This window comes from Sodalis sp. C49 (assembly GCF_046352915.1).
Taxonomy (GTDB): Bacteria; Pseudomonadota; Gammaproteobacteria; order Enterobacterales; family Enterobacteriaceae; genus Acerihabitans.
The window spans coordinates 1101254-1118136 of record NZ_CP163303.1; the positions used below are offsets into that span (position 1 = coordinate 1101254).

Here is a 16883-nt window from a genome sequence, read left to right on the forward strand (position 1 = left end):
CTGTCGTTTATTCGCATCGCGTCCTGTCCAGCGCGCTTCCCGCCGCCCTGGCGAGTGGCGGGAAGCGCCGGAAGATTACAACATTTTGCGGATCACGTAGTTTAAAATGCCGTCATGGCGGAAGTAGGTCAGCTCATTGCCGGTATCGATGCGGCAACGTGCCGGCACCACTTCAATACGCCCGTCGGCATAGGTAATGCGCACCGGTACCGTTTGGCCCGGCGCGAGTTCGTCCAGTCCGCTGATGCTGATGCTTTCGTCGCCGGTCAGGCCCAGCGTTTTCCGGGTGACCCCCGCCGGGAATTCAAGCGGTAAAATGCCCATGCCGATCAGGTTGGAGCGGTGGATACGCTCGAACGACTCGGCAAGCACCACCCGTATACCCAACAGCCGGGGCCCCTTGGCGGCCCAGTCGCGGCTGGAGCCGGAGCCGTACTCTTTCCCGGCGATAATCGCCAGCGGCACCTGTTCCTGCTGGTAACGCATGGCGGCATCGTAAATCGCCAGCTCCTCGCCTGACGGGATATGGCGGGTAATCCCCCCTTCTACGCCCGGCACCATCTCATTGCGGATGCGGATATTGGCGAAGGTGCCGCGCGCCATCACTTCGTAATTACCACGCCGGGAGCCGTAGGAATTAAAGTTACCGGCTTCGACGCCGTTCTCGCGCAGGTACAGGCCGGCCGGGCTGTCCACCTTGATATTGCCCGCGGGCGATATATGATCGGTGGTCACGGAATCGCCCAGCATGGCCAAGATTCTGGCATGGGTGATATTTTCCACGGGCTTCGGCTGATGCTGCATATCGTCAAAAAACGGCGTCAGGCGGATATAGGTGGAATCCGGCTGCCAGTCGTAGGTCGGCGTGCGGTTGACCTCAATATTTTGCCATTGCGCGTTGCCGTTAAAGACCGCGCTGTATTCCTTGTGGAACATGGCGCTGTTGACCAGCGCCACCGCATCGGCGATTTCCGCCGAGCTGGGCCAGATATCCTTGAGATATACCGGTTGTCCCTGCGGGTCGGTGCCGAGCGGATCTTCGCTCAGGTTCACCTGCATGTTGCCGGCCAGGGCATAGGCCACCACCAGCGGCGGTGAAGCCAGCCAGTTGGTTTTCACCAGCGGATGGATGCGCCCCTCGAAGTTGCGGTTGCCGGAAAGCACCGCTCCCACCGTCAGGTCGCCGGATTTAATCGCCGCCTCGATGGATTCCTTTAACGGGCCGGAATTGCCGATACAGGTGGTGCACCCGTAGCCCACCAGGTTGAAGCCCAGGCGATCCAGATAAGGCGTCAGGCCGGCGGCGGCGAGGTAATCGGTCACCACTTTGGAACCGGGGGCCAGGGACGTCTTGACCCAGGGCTTGGTCCGCAATCCCTTGTTGACCGCGTTGCGGGCCAGCAGGCCGGCGGCCATCAGGATATTGGCGTTGGACGTATTGGTGCAGGAGGTAATGGCGGCAATCACCACCGCGCCCTGGTGCAGTTCATGCTGTTGTCCATCCAGTTCAAAGGTCTGGAAATCAGGATGGTGGGTGCGCCGGGTAAAATCCAGCTCGTCGCTGGCGCGAAACGCGGCGGGCACGCCCGGCAGCGCCACCCGGTCCTGCGGACGCTTCGGTCCGGCAAGGCTTGCCACTACGCTTCCCATATCAAGCGTCAGGGTGCTGGTAAAGCGGGGTTCGTCGCCGTGGTGGCGCCATAATCCCTGCTGCTTGCTGTAGGCTTCCACCAGGGCGATTTGCTCCTCGGAGCGGCCGGTCAGGCGCAGGTAATCCAGGGTAATGGCATCCACAGGGAAGAAACCGCAGGTGGCGCCGTATTCCGGCGCCATGTTGGCGATGGTGGCCCGGTCCGCCAGCGGCAGTACGTCCAGCCCGTCGCCGTAGAATTCAACGAATTTGCCCACCACGCCGTGTTTGCGCAGCATTTGGGTGACGGTAAGCACCAGGTCGGTGGCGGTAATGCCTTCATTGAGTTTGCCGATAAGTTTAAACCCGACCACATCGGGGATCAGCATCGAGACCGGCTGGCCCAGCATGGCCGCCTCCGCCTCAATGCCGCCTACGCCCCAGCCCAGCACGCCCAGGCCGTTGACCATGGTGGTGTGCGAGTCGGTGCCGACCAGGGTGTCGGGAAACGCCACCGCCTCGCCATCCTGCTCTTCATGCCAGACGGTGAGCGCCAAATATTCCAGGTTGACCTGGTGGCAGATGCCGTTTTCAGGCGGCACCACGCGAAAACGGCTGAACGCCTGTTGTCCCCAGCGCAGGAATTTATAGCGCTCGAGGTTGCGTTCCATTTCCAATTGGTTATTTTCGGCAAAGGCGCGATCGTCGCCATAGCTGTCGACGGTGACCGAGTGGTCGATAACCAGATCCACCGGCGAGAGCGGATTGACCTTATCGACGTCGCCGCCAAGGCGCTTTACCGCTTCGCGCATAGCCGCGAGGTCTACCACCGCCGGAACGCCGGTAAAATCCTGCATCAGCACCCGCGCCGGGCGGTAGGCGATTTCACCGTCCGCGTGCGCGTGCTCAAGCCAGCCCGCCAGGGCGCGCAGATCCGCTTCGGTGACGATGTCGTCATCCTGGTTGCGCAGCAGGTTTTCCAGCAGGACCTTCATGGATTTGGGCAGCCGGTCGAGGTTGCCCAGCTGTTGGGCGGCGCGCGGCAGGCTGTAATAGCGGTAGGTTTTATCACGTATGACCAGTTGATCCTTACTGGCTTCTCGAATCGTTGTCGACATAGCTCTCCTCCAGACTTTTACTTCATTATAGTCATAACCCTATCCAGGTTGAGGCATTGCAGTAAACAATTTACAAGAATTACGCAACTTTTTCATAACATAAAGTGTGTTCACCGATGCGGTCATGCCGGTGCCGGCACCGGCGCGTCACTTTACCGGTAATTTAATATCCTTGAACATCGCTTCGATTTCTTCATTGGAGCGCAGGGCCACCGCCGTATCCACGACGTCTCGGGTGAGATGCGGCGCGAAGCGCTGGATAAAATCATACATGTAGCTGCGCAGGAAGGTGCTGCGGCGAAAGCCGATTTTGGTGGTGCTGAGGGCAAACATGGCGTCGGCGTTGATTTTTACCAGATCGGGGTCGGCCTCGCTGCTGACCGCCATGTTGGCGATGACGCCGACGCCCAGGCCCATGCGGACGTAGGTTTTAATCACGTCGGCATCGGTGGCGGTAAAGACGATGCGCGGCGTGAGCCCGGCGCGGTTGAAGGCGGTATCCAGTTCCGAGCGGCCGGTAAACCCAAAGGTGTAGGTGACCAGGGGGAACGCGGCCAGTTCTTCAATGGTGATCTGGTCTTTGCCCGCCAGCGGATGGGTGGGCAGTACCACGATGGCGCGGTTCCAATGGTAGCAGGGCAGCATGACCAGGTCGTCGTAGAGGTGGAGCGCTTCGGTGGCGATGGCGAAATCCGCGATGCCTTTGGAGACCGCTTCGGCGATTTGCGTCGGCGAGCCTTGATGCATGTGCAGGGAAACGCGGGGGTAGCGTTCGATGAACCCTTTGATCACATCCGGAAGCGCGTAGCGCGCCTGCGTGTGGGTGGTGGCGACATAGAGCGAGCCTTTATCCGGATACGTATGTTCGCCCGCCACCGCCTTGATGGCGTCGACCTTGGAGAGGACTTCGCGGGCAATGCGGATGATTTCCTGTCCGGCCGGCGTAACCTGGGTGAGGTGTTTGCCGCTGCGGGCGAAGATCTGTACCCCGAGTTCGTCTTCCAGCATCCGTACCTGTTTGCTGATGCCGGGCTGGGAGGTGTACAGCCCCTCGGCGGTGGAGGAGACATTAAGGTTGTGGTTCACGACTTCAACAATATAGCGAAGTTGCTGCAATTTCATTTTTGTCATCCTGGCATAAATTTGGCGCAAGAGTTACTTGTCAGCGGCGCGGCCTGGGGGCGGTTTTTTTCCCCGGCGTCAGCGGGAAAGCTAATCTTGCAATTAATACTATTTAATCATAAAAAATCGCTATATATAACTTATTTATAAGACATAAAAAAACCAACCCGTAGGTTGGTTGATGATTGCCGGCCCGATTCGGCCCCACTGGCACGCTCTCCCTTGAACACGCCTGCATTAAGCGCAGTGTTGGCGGGCCTACCGCGCCATGGGGCGCTCGGTCGGGCGGGAACACCACGCCCGATTCGGCCCCATTGGCACGGTCTCCCTTGAACACGTCTGCTTTAAGCGCAGTGTTGGCGGGCCTACCGCGCCATGGGGCTCGGTTTGGCGGGGACACCACGCCCGATTCGACCCCATTGGCACGGTCTCCCTTGAACACGTCTGCTTTGAGCCCGGTGTTGGCGGGCCTACCATGCCATGGGGCTCGGTTTGGCGGGAACACCACGCCCGATTCGGCCCCATTGGCACGGTCTCCCTTTAACACGTCTGCTTTGAGCCCGGTGTTGGCGGGCATACCGCGCCAGCGCCATGGGGCTCGGTTTGGCGGGAACACCACGCCCGACTCGACCCCATTGGCACGCTCTCCCTTTAACACGTCTGCATTGAGTCCGGTGTTGGCGGGCCTACCGCGCCATGGGGCGCTCGGTCGGGCGGGAAAACCACGCCCGATTCGACCCCATTGGCACGCTCTCCCTTGAACACGTCTGCTTTGAGCCCGGTGTTGGCGGGCCTGGCGCATGGCTACTTTTTGGTGACCTGCCATTTGCCGTCGATGTAGAACGCCGTCCAGCCGGTGGCCTTGCCGTCTTTTTCGGAAGAAACGTACTGTTGTTTGGTCTTGCGGCTAAAGCGCACCATGGCTTTGTTGCCCTCGGGGTCTTTTGCCGGCGCGTCGGCCAGGTAGCGCAGTTTTTCCGGCAGGCGATCTTTGAAGCGCGCCAGTTCCTCCACCAGCGGTGCCCGGGTTTCACGTGATTTCGGGAACGTGTTGGCCGCAAGGAATACGCCAGCCGCGCCGTCACGCAGGACAAAATAAGCGTCCGATTTTTCACACTGCAGCTCAGGCAGCGGCACCGGATCTTCTTTTGGCGGCGCAACATCGCCGTTGCGCAGGATTTTGCGGGTGTTTTTGCATTCCTCGTTGGTACAGGCCATGTATTTGCCGAAGCGTCCCAGTTTTAAATGCATATCGGAGCCGCATTTTTCACACTCGACCACCGGGCCGTCGTAGCCCTTGATCCTGAATTCGCCTTGCTCGATTTCATAGCCGTCGCAAAGCGGATTGTTGCCGCAGACGTGCAGCTTGCGGCCGTTGTCAATCAGGTAGCTGTCCATGGCCATGCCGCATTTAGGGCAGCGGCGACGGGCGCGCAGAGCGTTGGTTTCGGCATCCTCGCCTTCCAGCAGATTGAGGGTTTCCGATTCCGGGATCAGATTAATGGTAGTCTTGCAGCGTTCTTTCGGCGGCAGTGAATACCCCGAACATCCCAAGAACACGCCGGTACTGGCGGTGCGGATGCCCATTTTGCGCCCGCAGGTGGGACAATCGATGCTGGTCATCACCATTTGGTTGAGACGCATGCCGCCCTCTTCCGGATCTTTTTCCGCCTTTTCGAGCTGTTCGCTGAACTCCCTGAAGAATGAGTCCAGCACGGCTTTCCACTCGGCTTCGTTATTGGCCACCTGGTCGAGCTTGTCTTCCATGCGGGCGGTAAAGTCGTAGTTCATCAGTTCCCGGAAATTTTCTTCCAGGCGGTCGGTGACGATTTCGCCCATTTTTTCGGCGTAGAAACGGCGGTTTTCTACCTGTACATACCCGCGATCCTGGATGGTGGAGATGATGGACACATAGGTCGACGGCCGGCCGATGCCGCGTTTTTCCAGTTCCTTGACCAGGGACGCTTCGCTGTAGCGCGCGGGCGGCTTGGTGAAGTGCTGGCTGGGCAGTAATTTTTCCAGCCCGAGCGTCTGGCCCACGCTAACCGGCGGCAGGGTGCGATCTTCATCCCCTTTGCGCAGCGCGGGCATGACCTTGGTCCAGCCGTCGAAGCGCAGAATGCGGCCCTTGGCGCGCAGTTGGTAGTCCGCCGCTTTGACCGTCAGGGTGGTGGAATCGTACTGCGCCGGCATCATCTGGCAGGCGACAAATTGGCGCCAGATCAGCTGATACAGCTTTTGCGCGTCCACTTCCATATCTTTTAGCTGCTCGGCCAGATTATTGACATCGGAAGGACGGATCGCTTCATGCGCTTCCTGGGAATTTTCCTTGCTGGCGTATTCATTGGCCTGCTTAGGCAGATATTTGGCGCCGAACTGTGCGCCGATGTAATCGCGCGCCATGGCCAGCGCGTCCTGGCTCAGGTTGGTGGAGTCGGTACGCATATAGGTAATATGCCCCGCTTCGTACAGGCGCTGGGCCAGCATCATGGTTTTTTTGACGCCGTAACCCAGGCGGGTGCTGGCGGCTTGTTGCAATGTCGAGGTGGTAAAGGGCGCGCCGGCCTTGCTGCTGGTGGGCTTGTCCTCACGGTCGGCGATAACATACTGCGCGTTTTCCAACTGCTTGACGGCGGCTTGGGTCTGCGCCTGGTTGACCGGCTTAAAGGGCTTGTCGCCATGATGGGTGACCTGCATCTGCAGTTGCGCCTTGTCCGACACCTTGAGGTCGGCGTGCAGTTCCCAATACTCTTCCGGCACGAAGGCTTTTATCTCGCGTTCGCGTTCGACCACCAGGCGTACCGCGACCGACTGCACGCGTCCGGCGGACAGGCCGCGGGCCAGTTTTTTCCACAGCAGCGGCGAGACCATGTAGCCCACCACGCGGTCCATAAAACGCCTGGCCTGCTGGGCGTTGACCCGATCAATATTCAGCTCGCCGGGTTTTTTAAACGCCGCCGTAATGGCATTGCGGGTGATTTCATTAAATACCACCCGGCTAAAACGCTTGTCATCGCCGCCGATCACTTCCCGCAGGTGCCAGGCGATGGCTTCCCCTTCGCGGTCAAGGTCGGTTGCGAGATAGATATGGTCGGCGTTTTGCGCCAGCGCTTTGAGCTCGTTGACCACTTTTTCTTTGCCGGGGAGGATCTCGTAATGCGCTTTCCAGCCGTGGTAAGGATCAATGCCCATGCGATTGACCAGTGCGGTTTGCGCGTCGCTTTTCACTTTTTTCGTTTTGGTGGCGTCGGCGCTTTTTTTAGTGGCGGAACCGCTGGTGGGCAAATCACGGATGTGACCGACGCTCGATTTAACGACGTAGTCATTGCCTAAATATTTATTAATCGTTTTGGCTTTAGCCGGTGATTCAACGATAACGAGAGCTTTACCCATGTTTACCTTTACCTGAATGATTTCTTCTGTAATTAAGAAGCATTTTGTGCGCCAGACCCTGGCTGGGCATTTACTAATTTTATATTGCGGCAGCGCCGTCAAAAATCAACCTCTGTTCAGCCAGTCTGCTTTTTCGCCTTTGCCATGAGATTAACCTATTGAAAAATAAAATTAATTTATCAATACTTTCATTGAATATTGATAAATCAACTATTGATTGGGATGCGGTTATCCCCGCCAGTTGATGAAGGCCCACACTCTACATGATAAAAAAGTTGGTGCAACTTATTAGCGGCGCAAAAAATTTCCCGGGCGGCAAAAGCGTTTAAAAAGCCCGTTCGACGAATAAACCTTAGTCTGTTTGCAGCCAAACACAACCGGGGATTACAATAGGCCGGAAGACATCTAAGGAGTAATAGGTATGTACGCTAACACCACCCCCATTGATCGCAACAGCCTGCTTATTGAGGCTAACCGGATTATTCGCGCGCATGATGAATATATGCACGGCATGGAGGCCACCGAGGTAGAACAGAAAGGCGGCGTGCTGATTTTCCGCGGTGAATTCTTTTTCGATCAGGATGGATTACCCACCCGTAAAACCACGGCAGTGTTCAATATGTTTAAACATCTCGCCGTGGTGTTGTCAGAAAAGTATCACCTGGAGGAATAAATGACCCACGCCCGGGCCGGTTTCCCGTTCCCGGGCGGGCGCAAACCGCCGGACATACCCGCCCTCGGGGCGGGGAGCCGTCACAGCAGGGGTTTTTGGCCCCGTTGCCATAAATGCAACAGGCGCTGCTCGATACTTAACGCCGCACTGTCGGTAAAACGCGCAAGCAAACGTTTACGCCGCGTGAAACGCACGCTAATGACCTCATGGTTGGCCATTTCGGCAATCAGCAGATCATCGCTGGTGCCGATGCCGTCAACCAGACCATTTTCCCGCGCCTGGGTGCCGTACCAGTGCTCGCCGGTCGCCACCGCTTCAATATCAAGCGTGGGGCGCATGTCATGGACAAACTGCTTGAAGAGCTGATGCGTTTCGTTCAGATCCTGCTGGAACTTTTCCCGTCCTTCCGGCGAGTTTTCACCAAACAGGGTCAGGGTCCGCTTATAGGCCCCGGCGGTGTGCAGTTCCATGTCGATATCATTGCGCTTGAGCAGCCGGTTGAAGTTAGGAATCTGGGCCACGACGCCTATGGAACCGACAATGGCGAAAGGCGCGGCGATAATGCGATCGGCGACGCAGGCCATCATATAACCGCCGCTGGCGGCCACCTTATCCACCGCTACCGTCAGGCGGATGCCGCGATCGCGCAGGCGCTGCAGCTGCGAGGCGGCCAGGCCGTAGCCATGCACCACCCCGCCGGGGCTTTCGAGGCGCAGCAGCACCTCATCTTCCGGTTTCGCCACCGCCAGCACCGCGGACACTTCCTCGCGCAGCGAAGCGACCTCGCCGGCATCCATGCTGCCTTTGAAATCCAGTACGTACAAACAGGATTTCTGCGGCGTTTTTTCGCCATGCTTTGCGCGCGCGCGCGCCAGTTTCGCCTCGCCTTTTTCCTGCTTCTTATGCCGCTTGTGCCAGATACGCTGTTCGGCCTCGCCCATGCGCGCCAGCTGCATTTCGCGCTGCATCTCACGATACTGTTTACCCAGATCCGTTATCTGGATTTCGCCCTTGCGCCGGCGCTGCCGCTGACGCAATCCCATGACCAGCAGCAAAATCGCGCCGAAGGCCAGCACCACGGTGAGGGTTTTTGCCAGGAAGAGTCCATAAAGAGTAATAAATTCCACGCTGTCGCCTTGCTGAATGTGTTTTCCGTTGCGGTCTATTCTAGCTAAGGCGCGGGTATACGTCGCCGGGAAAATCAGAATATTACGTAGGTTTACGTATATTAAGTCGGTAAACCGTTAACGATTGAAATGAGGTCAGGTTTCAGGCATAAAATGAGAGACCGTCGGGTAAAAAGAGCGCTAATATCACCTCCAGGGTGACGGGTTAGCAAAGGAGCGTCCCTTGTACTACCAGCCCAAACATGACTTATTGGCCGGCCGCATCATTATGGTGACCGGGGCCGGCGACGGCATCGGCCGCGAGGCGGCGCTGACTTACGCCCGCCACGGCGCCAGGCTATTGCTGCTGGGGCGCACCGAAGCCAAGCTGGCGGCGGTGGCGGGATTGATTGCCGGTGAAGGCGGCCAGCCGGCGCGGGTTATCCCCTTTGACCTGGCGGTGGCCGGAGCGGAGGATTACGCCTTGCTGGGCCAGCGGCTCGCGGCCGACTTTCCGCGCCTGGACGGCCTGCTGAACAATGCCGGCCTGTTAGGCGAAATCGTGCCGATGGCGCAGCAGTCCCCCGCCAGCTGGCAGCAGGTGATGGCGGTCAACGTGAACGCCGCCTTTATGCTGACCCAGGCGATGCTGCCGCTGTTATTGCAGGCGTCCCGGCCATCCCTGATATTCAGCAGTTCCAGCGTCGGGCGCCAGGGACGGGCCAACTGGGGAGTGTACGCTGTCTCCAAATTCGCCACCGAAGGCATGATGCAGGTGCTGGCGGACGAATATCCCGCGGCTACCCTGCGGGTTAACTGCATCAACCCCGGCGGCACCCGTACCGGTATGCGCGCCAGCGCCTTTCCGGATGAAAATGCCGATCGCCTCAAGACCCCCGCCGAGATTATGCCCATCTACCTTTATTTAATGGGGGATGACAGCCGCCGCAAAACCGGGATCAGTTTCGATGCCCAGCCGGACCGTACACCGGGCCCGGCGTAATCATACAGGACCAGCAAATGAGTGAAGACAGGCACCAGCAGCGCCAGCAGCGTTTAAAAGAACAGGTGGATGCCCGTATTGCCGCGGCCACGGAGCAGCGCGGCATCGTCATTGTGTTTACCGGCAACGGCAAAGGCAAGACCACCGCCGGCTTCGGCACCGTGACCCGGGCGATAGGCCACGGCATGCGCGCCGGCGTGATCCAGTTTATCAAGGGGCAGTGGCCGAACGGCGAAAGAAACCTGCTTGAGCAGCATGGGGTTGAATTCCAGGTAATGGCCACCGGTTTTACCTGGAATACCCAGAACCGGGTCACCGATCGGGCCGCGGCCCAAGAGGTCTGGCGCCACGGCCTGCGCATGCTGGCGGACGACAGCCTGGATCTGGTGCTGCTCGACGAGCTGACCTATATGATCACGTACGATTATGTGGATTTACCCGAAGTGATAGCGGCACTGAACCATCGCCCGCCGCGGCAGACGGTGATCATCACCGGCCGCGCCTGCCACCGCGAACTGCTGGAGCTGGCGGATACGGTCAGCGAGCTGCGCCCGGTGAAACATGCGTTCGACGCGGGCATCAAGGCGCAACAGGGCGTGGACTGGTGAGGCGGCTGCGGGCTGGCCCGGTCAATCAGACGGGGCCAGGCCGCGGCGGGATGGCGACCGGGAAGATGCATTGCGCGCCGCGGCCGGCCAAGCCGGCGTTTGGCGCGGGCGCCTGGACGGGCTTATTTGGTGCCGGAGTTGCGCTTGCTGCTTTGGCCGCCGCGCCGGGTAGGCGTGACCGTGCTGTGGCGTTTCACCGCCCGGCGGATTTGGTTGGCCTTCATACGGCGGCGCTCTTTCTCCACCGGCACTTTGGTGACGGTTTCCGGCGCCAGTTCCACCAGTTCGCGCAGATAGTTGATTTCACCCAGCGGCAGTTCAGTCCAGCCGCCGCGCGGCAAGCCTTTGGGCAGGGGAATGGCGCCGTAGCGGGTGCGAATCAGCCGGCTGACCTGCACGCCCACCGCTTCCCATAAACGCCGCACTTCGCGGTTGCGCCCTTCGGTCAGGGTCACGTTGTACCACTGGTTCAGCCCTTCCCCGCCCTGGAAGCTCAGGGTACGGAACGCGCCCGTGCCGTCTTCCAGGGTGACGCCTTTGGTCAGCAGCCGCAGTTTTTCGTCGTCCACCTGGCCGAAGACCCGTACCGCGTATTCGCGCTCCACTTCCCGGCTCGGGTGCATCAGGCGATTGGCCAGCTCCCCGTCGGTGGTGAATAACAGCAGGCCGGAAGTATTGATATCCAGACGCCCAACCGCTATCCAGCGCGAGCCGTTGAGTTTAGGCAAACGGTCGAATACCGTCGGCCGGCCGTCGGGATCCCGCCGGGTGCAAAGTTCGCCTTCGGGTTTGTAATAGGCCAGAATCCGGCACACCGCCTCTTCTGACGCGGTGATGGAAACCACCCGGCCATCGACGCGGATTTTCATGGAACTCACGGCGTCGACCCGATCGCCCAGCGTGGCGATTTTGCCGTCAACGCTGACGCGGCCTTGTTCAATCAGGGATTCAACTTCACGGCGGGAACCATGCCCGGCGCGGGCCAGGACTTTTTGCAGCTTTTCGCTCATTGAGCAACCTCGGCTGTCGCCTTCACAGGCGTCGAATGGTGGCTTTCGCCATAATTTAGTAAGCTTATCAGTAACTTAACTGAAAGATAGGGGGCTATTTTACACTATGGTCCCGCGGATCACAATCCATAGTTTACGGTGACGGGGGCGGCGGTGTAAAAACGCCGCCGGCCGGCCGTTAAAGGAAGGGGGAAACATCCCCGACGCCTTCACGCACCACCACCGGCGTGTCGTCGGTCAAATCGATTACCGTCGTCGGCTGCTGGCCGAGAAAACCGCCGTGAATCACCAGATCCACCTGTTTGCCCAGATGATCCTTGATCATTTCCGGGTCCGATTCCGCAAAATCGTTGCCGGGCAGCATCAGTGTGGTGGACATCATCGGCTCGTCCATGGTTTCGAGCAACGCCAGGGCAATGGGGTTGCTCGGCACGCGCAGACCGATGGTCTTGCGCTTGTCGTTCATCAGCCGCCGGGGGACTTCCTTGGTGGCTTTGAGAATAAAGGTATATTTGCCCGGCGTATTGTTTTTCATCAGACGGAACGCCTGGTTATCCACATGGGCATAGGTGGACAGTTCGGACAGGTCGCGGCAGACCAGGGTAAAATTATGGTTGCCGTCCAGCTGCCGGATGCGGCAGATGCGCTCCATGGCGGTTTTATCCTCCAGACGGCAGCCGAGGGCGTAGCCGGAATCGGTGGGGTAGACAATAACCGCGCCCTTGCGCAGCAGATCGACGGTTTGGTTAATTAACCGCGGCTGCGGGTTTTCCGGATGAATGGTAAAAAACTGACTCATTGTGACTCCTTATATAGTCTGGCGGGAGAACACCCCCGGCATACCGCGATTATCCTTCTGACAAGCCTTCTGCTACCGCCGACCGGCCGACCGGCCAATCGCGCCATATCGGCTCCACGCCGCCCGGCAGCCAAAGTTTACGGCCAAGCTCGATCCAGGCGCAGGGCTGGTGAAAATCGGATCCCTGGGAGGCCAGCAGCCCGCGCTCGCGCGCATACCCCGCCAGCGCGGTTTTTTCCTGCGGCGACTGCTGGCACATGGCCACTTCGATACCGTCGCCGCCCGCGTCGGTAACATGGTCCAGCAGGCGTTTAAGCCATTTGGTCGACAGCTGGTAGCGGCCGGGATGGGCCAGCACCGCCTGTCCGCCCGCCTGGTGGATGGCGCCGACCGCTTCCTCGATTGTACACCACTGCGGCGGCACATAGCCGGTTTTACCCTTGGACAGGTATTTTTTGAATACCTTGGTCACGTTATCGGCGGCGCCGATGCTGACCAGGTAACGGGCGAAATGGCCGCGCGTGACCAGTTCATCCTGGGCCAAACGGCTGGCACCCAGCCAGGCGTCGTGAATACCGGCGCGTTCCAGCCGCTCGGCGATGGCATGGGCCCGGGCCAGGCGCCTTTCCCGCTGGGCGCGCAGAAGCCCGTCCATGGCCGGATGCGCGTCATCGATACCGAGGCCGACAATATGGATCTCATGGTTTTGCCACTGGGTGGAGACTTCCACTCCGGCCACCAGCGTGAGGGGCAGCGCGCCGTCGTCGATCGCCTGCCGCGCCCCGGCGAGGCCGGCCACGGTATCGTGATCGGTCACGGCCAGCACGTCGACGCCCATGGCCACGGCGCGCGCCACCAGATCCGCCGGCGAAAGCTGGCCGTCGGAGGCGGTGGTATGGCTGTGCAGATCGTATAGGGTCAGCAACGATGATTTAACGTAGATCTCAGTCAACGATAGGCTACCTTCCAAAATGAATGTTCCTATCATAACGTCAAATGCCCGTGAATCGAACCTGTTAAATATTTAACTGTTTTTAAGCGGTGACTGTTGACATTTCATTGCTGAACTAGTTTACTAGTACACATTAAGACAACCAATGAGAATCTGACGATGATAACCTTAACCGTGGTAACGCTTCGCTGGTGGCGCACTTCCCTTTAGCGGGTGGTGTTATCATGCGTCGCTGTCGTCGGACAGAGCAAGATCCCTACTAACCCGCCTTTCAAGCGGGTTTTTTTATGGGCGATAATCAGGGAACACACTATGCAAGCCACACAACCTCAATTAGAACTGCTGCAGGCCACCGCCACTTATCGCGACGATCCTACCGCGATGTTCAACCAGCTTTGCGGCGCCCGACCGGCCACCTTGCTGCTGGAATCGGCCGAAATCGATAATAAGCAAAACCTGCAAAGCCTGATGGTGCTTGACAGCGCCATGCGCATTACCGCCCTCGGCCAGCGGGTTACGCTGCAGGCGCTGACCGCCAACGGCGCGGCGCTGCTGCCGCTGCTGGACGCCGCGCTGCCGGCCGGGGTTGAGGTGAACGCCCATCCCAGCGGCCGCGAGCTGGTGTTTCCATCCGTCGGCAACGACATGGATGAGGATGCGCGGCTGCGCGGCCTGTCGGTATTCGATTGCCTGCGCCTGCTGCTGACCCTGGTGCCGGCGCCGGCGGATCAGCCGGATGCCCTGTTCCTCGGCGGCCTGTTCGCCTATGACCTGGTGGCGGGTTTTGAAACGCTGCCCGCGGTCAGCCAGGGGCAGCGCTGTCCGGATTTTTGCTTCTACCTGGCGGAAACCCTGCTGGTACTTGATCATCAGCAGCGCACCTGCCGGCTGCAGGGCAGCCTGTTCACTCCTCTGGCCGGCGAAAAACGCCGTCTACAGGCGCGCATCGAGCAGTTGCAGCATCAGTTGCAGCAGGCGCCGGGGCCGATCCCCCACCAGGTGATCGACAGCATGACCCTGGAAACCGATCGCAGCGACGAGGAGTTCGGCCGCATCGTGACCAGCATGCAGCAGGCGATCCGCGCGGGGGAAATCTTCCAGGTGGTGCCTTCACGGCGTTTTTCGCTGCCCTGCCCGTCGCCGCTGGCCGCCTACCATACTCTGAAAGAGAGCAATCCCAGTCCCTATATGTTCTTTATGCAGGATAACGATTTTACCCTGTTCGGCGCCTCGCCGGAAAGTTCGCTGAAATACGATGCCGCCAACCGGCAGATAGAAATTTATCCCATTGCAGGTTCCCGTCCGCGCGGGCGCAGGCCGGACGGCACGCTGGATCGCGATCTGGACAGCCGTATCGAGCTTGAAATGCGCACCGATCATAAAGAACTGGCCGAACACCTGATGCTGGTCGACCTGGCGCGCAATGATCTGGCGCGCATCTGCGAACCCGGCAGCCGCTATGTCGCCGATTTGACCAAGGTCGATCGCTACTCCTTTATCATGCACCTGGTTTCGCGGGTGGTCGGCACCCTGCGCGCCGATCTTGACGCGCTGCACGCCTACCGCGCCTGTATGAACATGGGCACGCTGAGCGGCGCGCCCAAAGTGCGCGCCATGCAGTTGATTGCCAAGGCCGAAGGCACGCGGCGCGGCAGCTACGGCGGCGCCATCGGCTATTTTACCGGCAGCGGCCTGCTGGATACCTGTATCGTTATCCGTTCGGCCTATGTCGAGGACGGCATCGCCACCGTACAGGCCGGCGCCGGCGTGGTGCTGGACTCGGTGCCGCAGGCGGAAGCCGACGAAAGCCGCAATAAAGCGCGCGCGGTGCTGCGCGCCATCGCCACCGCACATCATGCCAGGGAGGTGTTCTGATGGCTGATATCCTGTTACTCGATAATATCGACTCCTTTACCTACAACCTGGTGGATCAGCTGCGCGCCACCGGCCACAGGGTGATGGTGTACCGCAACCAACTGCCGGCGCAGACCATCATTGGGCATCTGATGGCCATGGATAATCCCATACTGATGCTTTCCCCCGGTCCCGGCACCCCCGCCGCCGCCGGCTGCATGCCGCAGTTGCTTACGCGGCTGCGCGGACAGATGCCGATTATCGGCATCTGCCTCGGCCACCAGGCGATTGTGGAAGCCTACGGCGGCTACGTCGGCCAGGCCGGGGAAATCCTGCACGGCAAGGCGTCCCTTATCACCCATGATGGCGCCGGCATGTTCGCCGGCATGCCGAACCCGCTGCCGGTGGCGCGCTACCACTCGCTGGTGGGCAGCGAAATCCCGGCGGGACTGACGGTCAATGCGCACTTTAACGAGATGGTGATGGCGGTGCGTCATGACGCCGATCGCGTCTGCGGTTTTCAATTTCATCCCGAATCCATCCTGACCACCCAGGGCGCGCGGTTGCTTAACCAAACCCTGGACTGGGCGCTGGCCTGAACGATAGGAACCTGATCATGCAACAGATATTGGAAAAACTTTACCGCGCCGAGCGCATCAGTCGCCAGGAAAGTGAACAGCTTTTTAGCCAGATTATCCAGGGCGGGCTGGAACCGTCGCAGCTGGCGGCGGCGCTGATCAGCATGAAAATCCGCGGCGAGCATCCGGATGAAATTGCCGGCGCGGCCACCGCCCTGCTGGCGGACGCCCTGCCGTTCCCGCGCCCTGATTATCCTTTTGCCGATATCGTCGGCACCGGCGGCGACGGCAGCAACAGCATCAATATTTCCACCGCCAGCGCCTTTGTCGCCGCCGCTTGCGGCGCCCGGGTGGCCAAGCACGGCAACCGCAGCGTGTCCAGCCGTTCGGGTTCCTCGGACCTGCTGGCGGCCTTCGGCATCCGGCTGGATATGCCGGCGCAAGCGTCGCGCCAGGCGCTTGACGAGCTGGGAGTATGCTTTTTGTACGCGCCCCAGTACCACACCGGTTTTCGCCATGCCATGCCGGTGCGCCAGCAGTTGAAAACCCGCACGCTGTTTAACGTGCTCGGGCCGCTGATTAACCCCGCCCGTCCCCCGCTGGCGCTGATCGGGGTCTACAGCCCGGAGCTGGTGCTGCCCATCGCCCAAACGCTGCGGGTGCTGGGCTATCAGCGCGCAGCGGTAGTCCATGGCGGCGGCATGGATGAAGTGGCGCTGCACGCGCCGACGCAGGTGGCCGAACTCAATGAGGGCGAGATCGCCAGCTATCAATTGACGCCGGAGGATTTCGGCCTGCGGGAACAGTCAATGGACGCCCTGCTGGGCGGCTCGCCGGAAGAAAATCGTGACATTTTGGCGCGGTTGTTACAAGGTAAAGGCGAACATGCCCATGAATTCGCCGTTGCCGCCAATGTCGCCTTGTTATTAAAACTATTCGGCCAGGAGAATCTGCGCGAAAATACCCAACAGGCGCTGGCGGCCATCCGCGGCGGCGGCGCCTATGAACGTGTTGTCGCGTTGGCGGCCAGAGGATAA

11 protein-coding genes, 1 pseudogene and 1 other annotated feature are annotated in these 16883 nt (G+C 59.8%); of the genes and pseudogenes, 5 read left to right on the plus strand and 7 right to left on the minus strand.

The genetic code is table 11. The features are described 5' to 3' along the window. Positions 1-75: 75 nt before the first annotated feature. The 3 genes from acnA to topA form a co-directional block, all read right to left on the minus strand. Positions 76-2748: an aconitate hydratase AcnA gene (gene acnA, locus ABUK12_RS04850; protein WP_410015218.1), complete on the minus strand. Its 2673-nt coding sequence runs from the start codon at positions 2746-2748 to the stop codon at positions 76-78. Between the two features lie 147 nt (positions 2749-2895). Further along, entirely contained in the window at positions 2896-3870 is a 975-nt protein-coding gene (cysB, locus tag ABUK12_RS04855) for an HTH-type transcriptional regulator CysB (RefSeq protein ID WP_410015219.1), read from the minus strand. Between the two features lie 804 nt (positions 3871-4674). Beyond that, positions 4675-7263, minus strand: a complete 2589-nt coding sequence (gene topA, locus ABUK12_RS04860) for a type I DNA topoisomerase (protein WP_410015220.1) — start codon at positions 7261-7263, stop codon at positions 4675-4677. Positions 7264-7684: 421 nt separating this feature from the next. Between topA and ABUK12_RS04865 the strand changes: the two genes are divergently transcribed. Next, the gene (locus ABUK12_RS04865) at positions 7685-7936 is read left to right on the plus strand and encodes a YciN family protein (RefSeq protein WP_410015221.1); all 252 of its coding nucleotides are present in this window, start codon (positions 7685-7687) and stop codon (positions 7934-7936) included. Between the two features lie 80 nt (positions 7937-8016). Here the strand turns inward: ABUK12_RS04865 and sohB are convergent, their stop codons facing one another. Continuing rightward, a complete protein-coding gene (gene sohB / locus ABUK12_RS04870; protein ID WP_410015222.1) occupies positions 8017-9063 on the minus strand; it encodes a protease SohB in 1047 nt (348 codons plus the stop codon). A gap of 223 nt (positions 9064-9286) precedes the next feature. Here sohB and ABUK12_RS04875 point away from each other — a divergent pair, with 223 nt between their 5' ends. Continuing rightward, positions 9287-10045 (plus strand): YciK family oxidoreductase, encoded by a 759-nt coding sequence (locus ABUK12_RS04875; RefSeq protein ID WP_410015223.1) that lies wholly within the window; start codon positions 9287-9289, stop codon positions 10043-10045. A gap of 17 nt (positions 10046-10062) precedes the next feature. Then, positions 10063-10653: a cob(I)yrinic acid a,c-diamide adenosyltransferase gene (cobO, locus tag ABUK12_RS04880; protein WP_410015224.1), complete on the plus strand. Its 591-nt coding sequence runs from the start codon at positions 10063-10065 to the stop codon at positions 10651-10653. Positions 10654-10775: 122 nt separating this feature from the next. Here the strand turns inward: cobO and rluB are convergent, their stop codons facing one another. From rluB to rnm, 3 genes are all read right to left on the minus strand, one after another. Then, positions 10776-11663 (minus strand): 23S rRNA pseudouridine(2605) synthase RluB, encoded by an 888-nt coding sequence (gene rluB, locus ABUK12_RS04885; protein ID WP_410015225.1) that lies wholly within the window; start codon positions 11661-11663, stop codon positions 10776-10778. 178 nt (positions 11664-11841) lie between these two features. Next, complete coding sequence (locus tag ABUK12_RS04890; protein WP_410015226.1) at positions 11842-12462, minus strand: L-threonylcarbamoyladenylate synthase; 621 nt, start codon at positions 12460-12462, stop codon at positions 11842-11844. A 49-nt stretch (positions 12463-12511) separates the two neighbouring features. Next, a complete protein-coding gene (gene rnm / locus ABUK12_RS04895) occupies positions 12512-13414 on the minus strand; it encodes an RNase RNM (protein WP_410015227.1) in 903 nt (300 codons plus the stop codon). Between the two features lie 183 nt (positions 13415-13597). Continuing rightward, positions 13598-13703 (plus strand) — a sequence feature (Trp leader region). Between the two features lie 23 nt (positions 13704-13726). Between rnm and ABUK12_RS04900 the strand changes: the two genes are divergently transcribed. Next, the gene (locus tag ABUK12_RS04900; RefSeq protein ID WP_410015228.1) at positions 13727-15289 is read left to right on the plus strand and encodes an anthranilate synthase component 1; all 1563 of its coding nucleotides are present in this window, start codon (positions 13727-13729) and stop codon (positions 15287-15289) included. Beyond that, positions 15289-16883: pseudogene (gene trpD, locus ABUK12_RS04905) on the plus strand (bifunctional anthranilate synthase glutamate amidotransferase component TrpG/anthranilate phosphoribosyltransferase TrpD). Before ABUK12_RS04900 ends, trpD begins: the two are co-directional and overlap by 1 nt.